This is a genomic window from Flavobacterium sp. GQ95 (assembly GCF_059758655.1).
Map to the genome: position 1 here is coordinate 1 of NZ_JCAXEB010000010.1, position 16238 is coordinate 16238.

12 protein-coding genes are annotated in these 16238 nt (G+C 36.9%); 11 read left to right on the forward strand and 1 reads right to left on the reverse strand.

Annotation, left to right across the window (positions count from 1 at the left end; translation table 11 throughout):
• The 10 genes from AC6CH4_RS18280 to AC6CH4_RS18325 all read left to right on the forward strand — a co-directional run.
• Positions 1-196, forward strand: a 196-nt coding sequence (locus AC6CH4_RS18280; protein WP_498105485.1) for a glycoside hydrolase family 97 C-terminal domain-containing protein, incomplete at its 5' end; no start/stop codon positions are given.
• Positions 197-259: 63 nt separating this feature from the next.
• Entirely contained in the window at positions 260-2416 is a 2157-nt protein-coding gene (locus AC6CH4_RS18285; RefSeq protein ID WP_498105487.1) for a glycoside hydrolase family 3 C-terminal domain-containing protein, read from the forward strand.
• A 5-nt stretch (positions 2417-2421) separates the two neighbouring features.
• Entirely contained in the window at positions 2422-4005 is a 1584-nt protein-coding gene (locus tag AC6CH4_RS18290; protein ID WP_498105489.1) for a GH39 family glycosyl hydrolase, read from the forward strand.
• Between the two features lie 34 nt (positions 4006-4039).
• Positions 4040-6283 carry a glycoside hydrolase family 3 C-terminal domain-containing protein gene (locus tag AC6CH4_RS18295; RefSeq protein WP_498105491.1) on the forward strand — a complete coding sequence of 748 codons (2244 nt, stop codon included), beginning with the start codon at positions 4040-4042 and terminating at the stop codon, positions 6281-6283.
• Between the two features lie 45 nt (positions 6284-6328).
• Positions 6329-7837 (forward strand): cellulase family glycosylhydrolase, encoded by a 1509-nt coding sequence (locus AC6CH4_RS18300; RefSeq protein WP_498105493.1) that lies wholly within the window; start codon positions 6329-6331, stop codon positions 7835-7837.
• A gap of 135 nt (positions 7838-7972) precedes the next feature.
• Positions 7973-9922 (forward strand): sialate O-acetylesterase, encoded by a 1950-nt coding sequence (locus AC6CH4_RS18305; protein WP_498105495.1) that lies wholly within the window; start codon positions 7973-7975, stop codon positions 9920-9922.
• 16 nt (positions 9923-9938) lie between these two features.
• Entirely contained in the window at positions 9939-11441 is a 1503-nt protein-coding gene (locus AC6CH4_RS18310; RefSeq protein ID WP_498105497.1) for a family 43 glycosylhydrolase, read from the forward strand.
• 268 nt (positions 11442-11709) lie between these two features.
• Positions 11710-14118 (forward strand): glycoside hydrolase family 95 protein, encoded by a 2409-nt coding sequence (locus tag AC6CH4_RS18315; RefSeq protein ID WP_498105499.1) that lies wholly within the window; start codon positions 11710-11712, stop codon positions 14116-14118.
• Between the two features lie 176 nt (positions 14119-14294).
• Positions 14295-14753, forward strand: a complete 459-nt coding sequence (locus tag AC6CH4_RS18320; RefSeq protein ID WP_498105501.1) for a Panacea domain-containing protein — start codon at positions 14295-14297, stop codon at positions 14751-14753.
• A 7-nt stretch (positions 14754-14760) separates the two neighbouring features.
• The gene (locus AC6CH4_RS18325) at positions 14761-15123 is read left to right on the forward strand and encodes a hypothetical protein (RefSeq protein WP_056188082.1); all 363 of its coding nucleotides are present in this window, start codon (positions 14761-14763) and stop codon (positions 15121-15123) included.
• 3 nt (positions 15124-15126) lie between these two features.
• Here AC6CH4_RS18325 and AC6CH4_RS18330 read toward each other — a convergent pair whose 3' ends face one another.
• Positions 15127-15672 carry a CvpA family protein gene (locus AC6CH4_RS18330; RefSeq protein ID WP_498105503.1) on the reverse strand — a complete coding sequence of 182 codons (546 nt, stop codon included), beginning with the start codon at positions 15670-15672 and terminating at the stop codon, positions 15127-15129.
• A gap of 207 nt (positions 15673-15879) precedes the next feature.
• Between AC6CH4_RS18330 and AC6CH4_RS18335 the strand changes: the two genes are divergently transcribed.
• Entirely contained in the window at positions 15880-16236 is a 357-nt protein-coding gene (locus tag AC6CH4_RS18335) for a hypothetical protein (protein WP_035681402.1), read from the forward strand.
• Positions 16237-16238 lie beyond the last annotated feature (2 nt).

Below are 16238 nucleotides of genomic sequence, written 5' to 3' on the forward strand. Positions count from 1 at the left end.
AGTAAACGTTGCCTTATCATTTTTAGATCCAACTGCAACGTACGAAGCGCAGATTTATGCTGATGCAGAAGGAACTGATGAAACACATAATCCGGCTGAAATTGCGATTTCTAAGAAAACAGTTAAAGCTTCGGATGTATTAAAATTACATTTAGGCGGCGCATGCGGAACAGCAATTAGATTCAAGAAATTATAAATAAAGATAGATTGTCAAACCCGACAGGTTTTAAAAACCTGTCGGGTTTAAATATCACATTCAATGAAAAACCTTTCGCTACATATTGTTTTTCTTTTGTCGGTCAATTTGATGTTGTCGCAGCAAAAGCAATATCCTTTTCAGGATTCAAAATTAGATACTGAAAAGTGTATTGATAATTTGCTGTCATTGATGACCCTCGATGAAAAAGTTCAGGCTTTGAGCACAAATCCGTCTATAAAAAGATTAGGCGTTACAGGAACTGGTCATGTAGAAGGATTGCACGGTTTGGCGTTGGGCGGACCGGCAGAATGGGGCGGAAAAAACAAACAGCCAATCACAACTACCACTTTTCCACAGGCGTATGGCTTGGGAGAAACCTGGGATGTCGATCTGCTGCAGAAAGTGGCGAATGTTGAAGGTTACGAAACACGACATGCTTTTCAGAAATACCATCGCGGCGGATTAGTCGTTCGTGCTCCAAATGCTGATATAGCAAGAGATCCGCGTTGGGGTCGTACCGAAGAAAGTTATGGAGAAGATGCTTTTTTTAACGGAACCATGACCGTTGCTTTTGTCAAAGGGTTACAGGGAAATAATCCTAAATATTGGCAAACGGCTTCCTTAATGAAACACTTTTTAGCCAACAGCAATGAAGACGGCAGAACCTATACGTCATCTGATTTTGATGAAAGATTATGGAGAGAATATTATGCCCTGCCTTTTCAAATGGGAGTTGTTGATGGAGGATCGCGTGCTTACATGGCGGCCTACAATAAAGTAAACGGAATTCCGGCAATGGTGCATCCAATGTTGAAAAACATTACCCAAAAAGAATGGGGACAAAACGGAATAATTTGTACCGATGGCGGCGCATTTAAATTATTGCTTTCAGATCATAAATATTATGCTGATAAATATCTGGGTGCTGCAGCTGCAGTAAAAGCCGGAATCAATCAGTTTTTGGATGATTATACAGAAGGTGTTTATGGTGCTCTTTCGCATGGTTATTTAAAAGAAAAAGATATCGATGCTGTAATTCGTGGGAATTACAGAGTGATGATTCAGCTTGGAATGTTGGATGCTACGGATGAAAATCCATATGCGAAAATCGGAACAGGAAAAGATACTATTGATCCGTGGAAAACCGAATCGCATAAAAAAATCGCTTTAGAAGCAACCCAAAAATCTATTGTTTTACTTAAAAACGATTCGCAATTACTGCCTTTACAAAAAGATAAATTAAAAACAATTGCCATAATCGGGAATCGTGCAGACGAAGTGCTTCTCGATTGGTACAGCGGAACACCTCCATATACCATTACACCTTTACAGGGAATAAAAAATAAGCTTGGCAACAATGTTGAAATTCTATATGCTAAAAACAATACAGATGGCAAAGCAGCTGAAATCGCTAAAAAAGCAGATGTAGTTATTGTCATTGTCGGAAATCATCCCGTTTGTAATGCAGGCTGGGCCAATTGTCCGGTTCCAAGTGAAGGAAAAGAAGCTGTCGATCGTCAATCGCTGACTTTAGAGCAGGAAGATTTGATTAAAATAGTTTATCAGGCCAATCCTAGAACAGTAGTGGCTTTGATTAGCAGTTTTCCTTACGCCATCAACTGGACACAAGAACATGTTCCGGCCATTATTCACATGGCACAAAACAGTCAGGAAACGGGAACTGCCCTGGCAGATGTTTTATTTGGAGACTATAATCCGGCCGGTCGTTTAACTCAGACCTGGGTAAAAAACATTACTGATTTACCGGATTTATTAGATTACAATATCCGAAATGGCAGAACCTATATGTATTTTAAAGGAAAACCTTTATATGCTTTTGGACACGGATTAAGTTATACCATTTTCAAATACGATTCAGTTGAAACCAATTCAGAAAGTATTGCTAAAAATGGCGAAATAAAAATTACGGTTTCAGTTACCAATACTGGAAATAAAGATGGAGATGAAGTAATTCAATTATATGTAAAACAATTGCAGTCAAGAGTGGAACGTCCTGAAAAGGAATTAAAGGGCTTTCAGAGGGTTTTCTTTAAAGCCGGAGAGACTAAAAATGTTGTATTGACTTTAAAAGCGAAAGATTTAGAATATTGGAATACAGCAAAACAACAATTTGAACTGGAAAATAATACTATTGAACTTCAGATCGGAAGTGCTTCAGATGCTATTCTGTTAAATAAAAAAATAACCGTGAAATAATTGAAATGAAAAGAAAAGGAATCATACTGCTTATTTTAATATCACTTTACAATGCTGAAATGTTTGGACAGCAGACCAATACTATCTCAGACAGAATTATAAAAGTGGATTATAATAAAGATGCCGGAAAACTAAACACCATGTTTAAAGAATGCATTGGTGCAGGTCGGGCAAATGAAGGACTTCGTGCCGATTGGCAACAACAACTTGCAATGACGAAAAAAGAATGCGATTTTAAATACATCAGAATGCATGGTTTATTGTCTGATGATATGGGAGTCTACAAAGAAGATGCAAAAAGAAATCCGGAGTATAATTACCAGTATATCGATGTTTTGTATGATTTTATATTAAGCATTAAAATGAAACCTTTTGTTGAGTTAGGTTTTATGCCAGCAGCTTTGGCCAGTGGACCAGAAACAATTTTTTGGTGGAAAGGAAATGTAACGCCTCCAAAAGATTATAAAAAATGGGAAGATTTAATCCGCAACTTAACACAGCATTTCACTGAACGATACGGCGCAGAAGAAGTAAAAACATGGTATTTTGAAGTTTGGAACGAACCTAATCTTTCCCCGGGTTTCTGGACTGGAACACAGGCAGAATATTTCAAACTGTATGAATATGCAGCTCGAGGCATAAAAACGGTGAATCCTGCTTATAAAGTTGGCGGACCTGCAACAGCTGGTGCAGGATGGGTACCGGAAACAATCGATTTTTGTGCTAAAAATAATGTTCCGCTAGATTTTATTTCAACTCATACGTATGGTGTAAAACAAGGCTATTTGGATGAATTTGGAACTTCGGGAACGGTTTTAAATAAAGAAGATTCAAGTATAAGCGGTGATGTAATCAATTCCCGCAACCAAATTTCAAATTCGGCCAAGCCAAAATTAGAATTGCATTATAGCGAGTGGAGTTCTTCATACACACCAGCAGATCCTGTTCATGACAGTTACCATTCGACAGCTTATATTCTTCAAAAACTAAAACAGGTTGGCAATGCGGCAAACTCCATGTCATATTGGGTTTTCACCGATATTTTCGAAGAACCAGGTCCGAGATTCACCCCTTTTCACGGTGGTTTCGGATTACTAAATACACAAGGAATTAAAAAACCTGCTTATTTTTCTTATTCTCTTCTGAATAAACTGGGAGAAACAGAACTTCAGAATAAAGACACCTCTTCATGGGCAGCTAAAAATGCAAAAGGAGATGTTCAGTTATTGTTTTGGGATTTTACCAATACACATCCCGGAGATAAGGTTTGGAATCAGACCTATTATATTCAGGATTTGCCTTCTCAGCCAAAAGGAACGGTGAAAATTGAAGTAAACGGACTTCAAAAAGGGAAATACAATTTGGAGATTTATAAAGTGGGTTATAAATCAAATGACGCCTACGCTGATTATCTAGCTATGAATAAACCCAATCAGCTTACTATTGATCAGGTTAAAAAGATTAAGGAACACAATAATGGTGCGCCAATTTTAACCGAAAAAGTAATAATTGATTCAAAAGGAGCCTACCGTAAAGATTTTAAAATTAACGAAAATGATGTTGTGTTATTCAACTTCGTCAAACAATAAACTATTAAAAAACCACAAAAAACAAATAATAAAAATGAAAAAGAAAATGATATATCTACCGGTTTTTATGGCTTTGGTATTGCTTACTTCTTGTAAAAAAGACGCACAAACCGAAAATTCAACAGCTGTTCAGACAGAAGAGCATCTGGGAAATGAAATCAGTTCCGAATTTGATGGAGAGATTGACAAATTGGTTTCTCAAATGACATTGGAAGAAAAAATCGGAATGTTACATGGTAACAGTATGTTCAGTACCGGAGCTGTTGAACGTTTAGGTATTCCTGAATTAAAAATGGCCGACGGACCTTTGGGAGTTCGTGAAGAGATTTCACGTGATAATTGGGCTCCGGCAGGTTTAACAAACGATTTCGCAACCTATTATCCTGCAGGCGGTGGTTTAGCCGCAACCTGGAATGCTGATATGGCGTATACCTTCGGGAACAGTCTTGGACAGGAAATGCGCGCGCGCGATAAAGACATGTTGCTTTCACCGGCAATCAATATTGTGAGAACGCCCCTTGGAGGAAGAACTTACGAATACATGAGTGAAGACCCGTTTTTGAATAAAAAAATCGCTGTGCCGGTAGTTGTTGGTTTACAAGACAACGATGTTATGGCCTGTGTAAAACATTTCGCAGCAAACAATCAGGAAACCAATCGTGATTTTGTCGATGTACAAATTGACGAGCGTACGCTTCGTGAAATTTATTTGCCAGCGTTTGAAGCGACTGTAAAAGAAGGTCATGCTTATAGTGTAATGGGGGCTTACAATAAATTCAGAGGAGAATATTTATGTGAAAACGATTATATGCTGAATAAAATTCTTCGTGATGAGTGGGGTTTTAAAGGAATTGTAGTTTCAGATTGGGCTGCAGTACATTCAACAGTTAAATCTTTAAAAAGCGGTTTAGATATTGAAATGGGAACTCCAAAACCTTTCAATGAATTTTTCCTTGCTGACAAATTAGTTGCGGCAGCCAAAACAGGTGAAGTGTCTGAAGCAGAAATTGACATCCATGTAAAAAGAATTTTACGCACCTTGTTTCAGGTGAAAGCGATGGGTAATGCCAGTAAAAACCGTGCTAAAGGAAGTATTTCAACTGAAGCACATTATCAGGACGCTTACAAAATTGCAGCAGAAGCAATTGTTTTATTGAAAAACAACAACAATGCTTTGCCTTTAAAACTAGACGGAGTAAAATCGATTGCTGTAATTGGAAACAATGCAACAAAGAAGAATGCTTTAGGCGGATTTGGTGCCGGAGTTAAAACAAAAAGAGAAATTACACCTCTTGAAGGTTTGAAAAACAGATTACCGTCATCGATCAAAATCAATTATGCTGAAGGATATTTAGAGCGTTATGATGAAAAAAATAAGGGAAAACTAGGTGATATTACTTTAAATGGCCCTGTGACGATTGACGCATTGGATCCTGCAAAAGTGAACGAAGCGGTTGAGGCTGCGAAAAAATCTGATGTTGCGATTATTTTTGCGGGTTCAAATCGTGATTATGAAACAGAAGCTTCAGACCGTAGAACTTTAAAATTACCTTTTGGACAAGAAGAATTAATCAAAAAAGTACAAGCCGTAAATCCGAGAACAATTGTGGTCATGATTGCCGGAGCTCCTTTTGATATTAATGAAGTAAGTAAAAATACTTCGGCTTTGGTTTGGAGTTGGTTTAATGGTTCTGAAGGAGGAAATGCATTAGCAGATGTAATCTTAGGAAAAGTAAATCCATCAGGAAAATTACCATGGACAATGCCTGTAAACATTATGGATTCTCCTGCACACGCAACAAAAAGTTTTCCGGGCGGAAAAACGGTTAATTATGCCGAAGGTATTTTAGTGGGTTATCGTTGGTTTGATACTAAAAATATTGCGCCATTATATCCTTTTGGATACGGATTATCATACACCACTTTTGCATTCGAAAATGCTAAAGCCGATAAAACTTCTTATGATGAAAATGAAACTATCTCTGTTTCTGTTGAAGTAAAAAATACAGGAAAAGTAGATGGAAAAGAAGTTGTTCAATTGTATGCTTCCAAATCAGATTCAAAAGTTAGCCGTGCTTCAAAAGAATTAAAAGGATTCAAAAAAGTATTAGTAAAATCCGGCAATTCTGAAACAGTTACTATAAAACTTCCTGTGAAAGAATTGGCTTACTATGATGTGGCTTCAAAAAAATGGGTTGTTGAAGCCGGAAAATACATTTTGAAAGTTGGAAATTCTTCAAGAGATATCAAAAAAGAAATTGCGATAACCATCAAATAAATTCACATTAAAACCACTTAACTAACTATAAAAACCACTTAAAAAATGAAAAGAACAATAAAAAGTTACCTGTTAAACGCAATTTTGTGTTTGTCCTGGGTAAGCATTTTAGCGTGTAGTGCTGATAAAGAAGTTACTCCGGATAATCCAGGTCCGATTGCAAAAATACTTACGGTTGATCTTAATAAAATTGATTTTCAGAGTCCGGCGAGTACATCAGAATTTATCGTTACCACAAATAGCACGAACTGGTCAGTTGCATCATCAGAGGCAAGCTGGTTGAAATTTACTCCGGTTACAGGCGTATCCGGCAGAACAACCATTACAATTACCGCTTCAGAAAATACTACTTCTGTAGCAAGAACGGGTGTAATTACCATTAGTTCAAGTGAAGTGGCATCGGTACAAGTAAACGTTTCTCAGGCAGGAAAAACAGGGATTTATCCGAGTTACAATACAAATCCAATTGCTGCCGACGCAACCGGAATGAGTAGTACTGCCGTTCAATTGGCTGCTAAAATAAAATTAGGATGGAATATCGGGAATACCATGGAAGCTACGGGCGGCGAAACTGCCTGGGGAAATCCAAAAATCACAAAGGCGCTGATTGATGCAGTAAAAGCAAAAGGTTTTAATGCCATTCGAATTCCGTGTTCATGGAATCAATATTTAGAAAATACGGCAACCGCAAAAATAAAAGCAGACTGGTTAAACCGTGTAAAAGAAGTCGTGCAATATTGCGTTGACAACGACATGTATGTATTAGTGAATATTCACTGGGACGGCGGCTGGCTGGAAAATAATATTACCGAAGCCAAAAAAGAAGAAACGAATGCGAAACAAAAAGCTTTTTGGGAACAAATTGCAACAAGTTTACGCGGATTTGATGAGCATTTATTATTCGCAAGCGCGAATGAACCGGCGGTTGAAGATGCTGCTCAAATGGCTGTTTTAACATCGTATCACCAAACTTTTATCGATGCTGTTCGTTCTACAGGAGGAAAAAATGCAAATCGTGTATTGGTAATACAAGGGCCTACAACAGATATTGAAAAAACGAATAAACTGATGCTAACTTTACCAACAGATAAAATAGCAAATAAAATGATGGTTGAGGTGCATTATTATACACCCTGGAACTTTGCTGGTTTGACAAAAGACGAAACCTGGGGTAAAATGTCCTATTATTGGGGAACTGGTTTTCACTCCACAACAGATACAGAACGAAATGCAACCTGGGGTGAAGAAGCTGATTTAGAGAAAAATTTCAAGCTAATGAAAACGCAATTTGTAGATAAAGGAATTCCGGTTTTACTGGGAGAATTTGGTGCAATCAGAAGAACAACATTAACAGGAGATGCTTTAACATTACATCTTGCGTCAAGAGCTTATTATCTAAAAACAGTAGTAAAACAAGCAAAAGCAAATGGTTTGCTGCCTTTTTACTGGGATGAAGGAAGCATGGGCAACAATGGTTTCGGAATTTTTAATAGAAGTGATAATACTGTTTTTGACACTCAGGCGCTGAATGCCCTGATTGAAGGATTGCAATAAATAGCCTATATTTGATTATAGATGGAACCACAAAGTTCGCAAAGCAAGCGCAATACCCGCAAGCTTTGCGAACTTTGCGTAATACATTGCGGCCTTTGCGGTTAAATTTCTAACTTAAATTTCAAGATAAAGAAAATGAAAAAGTATACAACCTTTATTTTAGTACTGGTAAGCATAATTACAAATGCCAATGTCAAAATGCCATTGCTGTTTACTGACGGAATGGTTTTACAACGCAACAAAGAAATCCCGGTTTGGGGTTGGGCAGATCCCAATGAAAAAGTTGAAGTAAGTTTCAACAAACAAACCAAAACCATAGTTGCCGACAAAAACGGAAAATGGATGGTGCGTTTATCTGCTGAAAAAGCGGGAGGACCTTTTGAATTAACTATTACAGGAAAAAACAAAATCATCATAAAAGATGTTTTGGTTGGAGAAGTATGGATTTGCAGCGGACAATCCAACATGGAATTTCAAGTTTCCAAAACCATGAACGCCGAAAAAGAAATAGCCGATTCTAATTATCCTATGATTCGTCATTTTGGAGTCGCACAAGATTTAAGCGGAACTCCAAAAGACGATTTCAAAGCAGGAAAATGGCAGGTTTCTAACAAAGAAAATGTTGGAAATTTTACAGCCGTTGGGTATTATTTTGCTAAAAAACTTTATTCGGAATTAAAAATCCCAATCGGAATTATCAATACTTCCTGGGGTGGAACCAACGTAGAAACCTGGACAAGCCGTGAAGCCTTCCAAAAAAGCGACGATTTCAAAGCCATGATTGCTAATGTTCCAACAATGAATATCGATTCTATTTCAAAATTGTACGCAAGACAAATGAAAGAAAGAGTCGAAAAAATTCAGGGAACTCCGGTAAGTACAGAAAACGAAAATACCTTCAAAGAACCAACGTTCAATGATGCAAACTGGGGCGAATTAAACACACCAAGTTTGTGGGAAAACCAGCCTTTGGGCGATTTAGACGGAATTGTCTGGATGCGAAAAACCATAACACTTTCTGCAGAAGATATTAAAAACAAGGCCGTTTTAAACCTTTCAAAAATTGACGATGAAGATATCACTTATGTAAACGGAATCGAAGTGGGTAAAAACACCCAATACGATTTAAAACGTGTTTACGAAGTTCCGGCAAATGTTTTAAAAGAAGGACAAAATGTTATTGCCGTAAGAATTGTAGATAACAGCGGCGGCGGCGGAATCTACGGAGAAGCATCAGATTTAAAATTGACTTTAGGAAGCAAAACAATTCCGCTTGACGGAAAATGGAAGTTTAAAGTTATACTAGTAAAAACGTCATTATCACCAAACAGTTATCCATCCTTATTGTACAATGCCATGGTAAATCCGCTCGTTCCTTATGCGATTGAAGGCGTTTTATGGTATCAGGGAGAGGCGAATGTTTGGAGAGCGAACCAATATAAAAAAGCATTTCCGTTAATGATCAGCGATTGGAGAACAAAATTCAAGCAGGGCGATTTTCCGTTTTACTTTGTACAATTATCAACCTTCAATGAATCAAATGGCAACAGTAAAGCAGGAAGCCGTTGGGCAGAACTTCGCGAAGCACAATCTGAAACGCTGAAATTGAAAAATACCGGAATGGCCGTTACGACAGATATTGGAAACGCTAAAGACATTCACCCAACCAACAAACAAGACGTCGGATTGCGTTTGGCAGCAATTGCCTTAAACAATGTTTACGGTAAAAAACAAGTTTACAGCGGACCAACCTATAAATCTCAGGAGATAAAAGGAAACCAAATCATCCTGACTTTCGATAATATCGGAAACGGTTTGTTTACTTGGGATAATTCCCAAAACGTAAAAGGCTTCGAAATCGCCGGTGCCGACAAAGTTTTTCATTCCGCGAAAGCGATAATTAAAGACAACAAAATAATCGTTTCAAGCGAAAATGTTCCGAATCCCGTTGCTGTTCATTACGGTTGGGCAGACGATGATACTGAAATCAATCTTTTCAACAAAGAAAAATTCCCGGCATCACCTTTCAGAACGGATAATTGGGAAATGATTACGGCCAACGAGAAATATAAGGTGAGCAAATAAATTTAGATTTTAAATAATGAAAAAAGTTATTCTGGTATTTTTGGTTTTCATTTCGTTTGCAGTAAATGCACAACAACAGCATCTTAAAACGAATAAGGAATCGTATCAAAATCCAATATTTGCAGGAGATTATCCAGATCCGTCGATAATCAGAGATGGTGAAGATTATTATATCGTTCATTCTTCATTTAATTATTATCCCGGATTACTGATTTGGACATCAAAAGATCTCGTGAATTGGAAACCCGTTACACATGCACTTAAAAAAAGTGTAGGTTCTGTATGGGCGCCAGATTTAGTAAAATACAATAATAAGTTTTACATCTATTTTCCGGCAAACGAAACCAATTATGTTGTTTGGGCAGATTCAATAAGTGGGCCCTGGAGCGACCCGATAGATTTGAAAATAGGCAATATCGATCCGGGACATTTTGCAGACGAAAAAGGCAACCGATATCTTTATTTTAGCAATGGAAATTATGTTCCACTTTCAAATGATGGACTCTCAGTTATTGGCGAAGAAAAACATGTTTATGACGGATGGAAAATCCCGTCAGAATGGTCAATTGAGTGTTTTTGTATGGAAGGACCAAAAGTTTTAAAACGTGGAGATTACTATTATTTAACTGTTGCCGAGGGCGGAACTGCCGGACCGGCAACAAGTCATATGGTAATTTCAGCGAGATCAAAATCGCCTTTGGGACCTTGGGAAAACTCACCTTACAATCCGATTTTAAGAACAAATGACGCATCTGAAAAATGGTGGTCAAAAGGGCACGCAACATTGATTGATGATGTTAAAGGAAATTGGTGGATGGTTTTTCATGGTTATGAAAACGGGTATTATAATATGGGGCGTCAAACGTTATTGCAACCAGCAGAATGGACAAAAGATAATTGGTACAAAATACCCGTAAACAGTAAAACCGAAGCAATAATTAAGAAACCAGCAGGACAAGCTGTAAAAAGTAATTTCATCCTTTCAGACGATTTTTCAGGGACAGAATTGAAACCGCAATGGCAGTTTTTTAATCAATTTGAGCCTGAAAGATTTAAATTAACTAAAAACGGAATCGAGATAAAAGGAAAAGGAAAGAGTATCGGCGAAAGCTCACCACTTTTATGCACGCCTTCTGATCATTCGTATACCGCAGAAGTTGAGGTCGAAATAGAAGGGAATGCAACTGCCGGACTTATTCTGTTCTACGACAGCAAACTTTATACAGGAATCGCTGCAGACAAGGAAAACGTTTTGGCAATCTTGCGATCGTGGCAATTTCCTACTCAAAAAGGAGTAAACAGAACGCATTTGTTTCTTCGTCTGCAAAAGAAAGAACAATTGGTAAATATGTTTTACAGCACAAACGGAAAAGAATGGATAAAAATTGAAAATTCTGCCGAAGTATCCTCGTTTAATCACAATGTTTTAAGCGGATTTATGAGTCTTCATCTCGGACTTTCAGCTGTTGGAGAGGGTTCGGTTACGTTTAAGAATTTTATATATCAACCAGTTTATTAATTTAAAAATGATAATTTGGGCGTGACCACATACCGATAAGAGGGCAAATTTGCTTTGCGCGTATACGCCCTCTTATCGGTATGCGGTCGGGCTGTATGCGCTACTGCGGTAGCTAGCGTCCATCCCTCACGCGAGTGACCGGTAAAGAAGAAAATATCATTTTTATAAGATTTAAAAATGGTTTAAGTATGGATGGATTAATCCGTTAGTAATATTTGAACGCAATTCAAGATAAGGTTCCGTAGGAACGAAATATAAACGCAACAAAATGAACTCAACCTTCTTAAAAAAACTAATCCTGATTTTCGTTTTTTCATTCCTTTACAAGAATGCAAACGCACAATCGAATCATGTTTTATGGTACAATCAACCCGCTGAATTTTTTGAAGAAAGCCTCGTTTTAGGAAATGGAAAAATGGGAGCAACCGTTTTTGGTGGCGCAAATTCAGATAAAATCTATTTGAACGATGCAACGCTTTGGTCGGGTGAACCTGTAAATACCAAAATGAATCCGGAAGCTTACAAAAATATTCCTGCAATTCGTGAAGCTTTAAAAAATGAAAATTACAAGCTTGCTGAAGAATTAAACAAAAAAGTACAGGGCAAAAACTCCGAATCTTTTGCTCCTTTAGGAACTTTAGAAATTAATAATACTGAAAAAGGAAAAGCAGTAAATTACCATCGGGAACTGGATATTTCGAAAGCAATATCAAAAGTAAGTTACGAAATGGCCGGCATAAAATATACGCGTGAATATTTTGTCTCCGCTCCGGATCAAATTATGGTCATCAAATTGACAAGTGATCACAAAGGGGCTTTAAATTTTGATATTAATTTAAAGAGTTTGTTAAAATCAAATGTTGAAGTAAGAAACAATATTCTGGTAATGATTGGCACCGCGCCAATTCATGAAAATGCAGGATATACTGTTTTGCCAAAATATCTGGATATTAAAGAAAGAGGAACAAGATTTACCACTTTAGTCCAAATCAAAAAAACGGACGGGAAAATTACAAATTCCAGAGAAGCTCTAACTTTAAAAGACGCAACGGAAGCTATTATTTATGTTTCGGTTGCTACAAGCTTTAATGGTTTTGACAAAAATCCTGCAACAGAAGGAGTAGACGATATAGCAATTGCATTGCAAAATTTGAACAAGGCATTTACAAAACCATTCGATAAATTAAAGGAATCTCATATTGCTGATTATCAAAAATTCTATAATCGCGTTACTTTAGATTTAGGAAAAACAGCTGCCCCAGATTTACCAACAGACGAAAGACTATTAAGATATTCAGAAGGAAAAGAAGATAAAAATCTGGAAATTCTGTATTTCAATTACGGGCGTTATTTGTTAATCAGTAGTTCAAGAACTTTAGGTGTTCCGGCAAATTTACAAGGTATTTGGAATCCACATTTAAACCCACCCTGGAGTAGTAATTATACAATGAACATTAATTTGGAAGAGAATTATTGGCTGGCAGAGAATACGAATCTTTCAGAAATGCATTTACCTCTTTTGTCTTTCATTAAAAACCTTTCGGTAACCGGAAAAACAAGTGCCAAAACATTTTACGGAGTAAACGAAGGCTGGTCTGCTTCGCATAACTCAGATATCTGGGCTATGACAAATCCGGTGGGTCAATTCGGAAAAGAGGACCCAATGTGGGCCTGTTGGAATACCGCCGGAGCCTGGTTGAGTACACATATTTGGGAGCATTATGTTTTTACCCAGGATAAAAATTATTTAAAAAATGAAGGTTATCCAGTTATGAAAGGTGCTTCTCAATTCTTTTTGGAATGGATGATTCTTGATAAAAACGGAAATTTAATTACATCACCATCAACTTCACCGGAAAATCAATATAAACTGGAAGACGACTTTGTTGGAGCAACCATGTACGGAGGAACGGCAGATTTAGCTATGATTCGTGAGTGTTTCGATAAAACAATTAAAGCTTCAAAGGTTTTAAATACTGATGCTGATTTTAGAAAAAAACTCGAAACAGCACTTTCTAAATTGCATCCGTATCAAATTGGAAAAAAAGGAAATCTGAAGGAATGGTATTTTGACTGGGAAGATAATGATCCAAAACACCGCCACCAATCGCAATTATTCGGACTTTTCCCGGGTCACCAAATTACACCCGAGAAAACTCCTGATTTGGCCGAAGCATCAAGAAAAACACTCGAAATAAAAGGAGATGAAACCACAGGCTGGTCAAAAGGATGGCGTATCAATCTTTGGGCAAGATTGTGGGACGGAAATCGTGCATATAAAATGTTCAGAGAATTGCTTCGTTATGTTGATCCGGACGGGAAGAAAACAGAAAAACCAAGAAGAGGAGGAGGAACTTATCCGAATTTATTCGACGCGCATCCGCCATTTCAAATTGACGGAAACTTTGGAGGAGCCGCAGCAGTAGCCGAAATGCTGGTACAATCTGATGAAAACGAAATCAGATTATTGCCTGCGTTACCCGACGCTTGGGAAACGGGATCTGTAAAAGGAATCTGTGCCCGTGGCGGATTTGAAATCGCTATGGAATGGAATAATAAAAAACTTGAAAAAGTAACGGTTTTCTCTCAAAATGGAGGAAATACAATTTTAATTAGCGGTGATAAAGAACAAAATATCACATTGAAAAAAGGAGAAAAATTGGAAATAAACTGGTAACATATTAAACGCATTTCAAACCCGACAGTCCTCCCGATCCCGAAGCTTCGGGATCGGGACTGTCGGGTTTGATTATGAATAGTGAGCAAGCATCTCATTTACATTACAATAAGTTTATACGGATTTTGTTTCAAATATATTTTAAGTAACTTTGGTAAAATAATAATTTTAAGATTATGACTTATAATCCAACAACAGTCGCAAATTATTTTATTGATAAGTATTCAAAAACCGGCGACCTAACGCCAATGAAGATAATCAAACTAACTTACATTGCGTATGGTTGGTATTTGGCCTTGACAGATAAGAAAGAAAGATTATTGGACGAGAACCCTATTGCGTGGGATTTTGGGCCTGTTTTTCCGTCTTTGTATTACAGTATAAAACAGTATAAAAAAGAAAAGATAACAGAGAAGATTCCGAATGCTGTAAAAGATGAAAAAATAACCAGCGAAGACGAAAAGTTTTTAGATAAAATATGGGAAGTTTATGGAAGGTTTGATGGTATTTATTTAAGTGCCTTAACACACAATGAAGGTACTCCCTGGAATAAAGTGTATCGGAAAGACTCTAATGCTGTTATTTCTGATGACGACATTTTTGAACATTATAAAACGAAGTTAAAACCAATTTAAACTTGATATGGCATCCCTAAATCTAAGTCAAATTTCAATTGCAAACAGTTCTTCCTTAACTCCTGAGGATCTTAGCAGCGCACGTTTACAAAATCAAATCCTGGAAGACAGGTTGGGAAGTGCCAAAGTGGGAAGGTTTTTAGAAGATACCCGATTAAGAAGGCATTTAACCTATATTTTTGCTTTTATTATCTTTCTTTGGTTAGCTGCTGTAGTATCTATTTTGTATTTCAATTTTAATTTCCTGAATCTGAATCTTTCAGAAAATGTACTCATTACATTATTGACAACTTCGTCAGTAAACGTGATAGGAATGATGTTGATTATTCTGAAAAATTTATTTCCGAAACCTCTTAACGACGAGGAATAGGAATTATTCTTTCTCAGTTTCAGAAGCTTCTTCCGGTTTTTCAGTATGCTTTTCTTTAAAAGATTCGTACCATTTTTCAATTGACGGATAAACAAAAGCAGCCACTTTTTTTACCGGATTATAGAAAATAGATTTGTCTAAAGTTTCTTTTTTGGCAAAGGTATTATTGAAGTTTATTTTCTCAAAAAGAGCAATAAATATACTCATGATCAAGATCGTTTTTAAGATTCTGAAAAAACCGCCACCCAGTTTATTCGCCCATCCCAGGAAAGCAAAATCAGCAATTCCGGTAAGGATTTTGGCTAAGAAATAAACACCAATCACCACTAAAATAAAAGTAAGGATAAAAGCCGTAATCTGAATTGTATTTGGATTCCATGAAACATGTGGTTTAATGATTCCTTTCATTAATGAAGAGAATTTAATCGCAAGATAAATTCCCAATAACAAAGAAACAAAAGAAGCGATTTCTACGAAAAGCCCGTTTTTAATGCCTTTGTATAAGCTAAAGGCCAAAAGTGCTCCAAAAATCATATCGAAAAAACTCATATTCGCAGGTGTTTTATTGAAGCGCAAATATAAAAGAATTATCTAGTTTTTAAGGTGCAGAGGTACAGAGAAGCAAAGGTGCAAAGGTTTTTATTTTCTGATGTTTTATTTTTTAAGGTCATTGGATTTGAAGTCCGTATCTTTGCAAACTAAATTTTATGGTTTTTGAATTCACAATTCACAATTCATAATTCACAATTATAAAAAATGTCCAGAGATACACAATTAAAAGAGCGTTGGGAAAAGCTCGTCGATATACTATCCAATCAGTTTTCACAGGGTGAAGACTTAGATTTAGATGCCATTATTTACTTAATCGGGGTTCAGGAACTTGGAAAAGTACACCGCGAATTCAAAAAAGATGAAAAATTAAACCTAATGCATATCGCCATTTGCCGATTATTAGAGCCTTACGGATTCTATGAATTCGACTTTTTTGATGCCGAAGGCTGGCCGCATTACAAGGTTAAAGAAGAATTACCACCACTAAAAGCAGGAGAACAATCGGTTTTGATGAAAGAAGCGATTGTAAATTATTTTTTAGAAAGAGAACTTATTGATTAGTT

Excerpts from the sequence above, each read along its gene's own strand:
- AC6CH4_RS18285 (WP_498105487.1), top strand. The coding sequence starts at position 260 with ATGAAAAACCTTTCGCTACATATTGTTTTTCTTTTGTCGGTCAATTTG.
- AC6CH4_RS18290 (WP_498105489.1), top strand. The coding sequence starts at position 2,422 with ATGAAAAGAAAAGGAATCATACTGCTTATTTTAATATCACTTTACAAT.
- AC6CH4_RS18295 (WP_498105491.1), top strand. The coding sequence starts at position 4,040 with ATGAAAAAGAAAATGATATATCTACCGGTTTTTATGGCTTTGGTATTG.
- AC6CH4_RS18300 (WP_498105493.1), top strand. The coding sequence starts at position 6,329 with ATGAAAAGAACAATAAAAAGTTACCTGTTAAACGCAATTTTGTGTTTG.
- AC6CH4_RS18305 (WP_498105495.1), top strand. The coding sequence starts at position 7,973 with ATGAAAAAGTATACAACCTTTATTTTAGTACTGGTAAGCATAATTACA.
- AC6CH4_RS18310 (WP_498105497.1), top strand. The coding sequence starts at position 9,939 with ATGAAAAAAGTTATTCTGGTATTTTTGGTTTTCATTTCGTTTGCAGTA.
- AC6CH4_RS18315 (WP_498105499.1), top strand. The coding sequence starts at position 11,710 with ATGAACTCAACCTTCTTAAAAAAACTAATCCTGATTTTCGTTTTTTCA.
- AC6CH4_RS18320 (WP_498105501.1), top strand. The coding sequence starts at position 14,295 with ATGACTTATAATCCAACAACAGTCGCAAATTATTTTATTGATAAGTAT.
- AC6CH4_RS18325 (WP_056188082.1), top strand. The coding sequence starts at position 14,761 with ATGGCATCCCTAAATCTAAGTCAAATTTCAATTGCAAACAGTTCTTCC.
- AC6CH4_RS18330 (WP_498105503.1), bottom strand. The coding sequence starts at position 15,672 with ATGAGTTTTTTCGATATGATTTTTGGAGCACTTTTGGCCTTTAGCTTA.
- AC6CH4_RS18335 (WP_035681402.1), top strand. The coding sequence starts at position 15,880 with ATGTCCAGAGATACACAATTAAAAGAGCGTTGGGAAAAGCTCGTCGAT.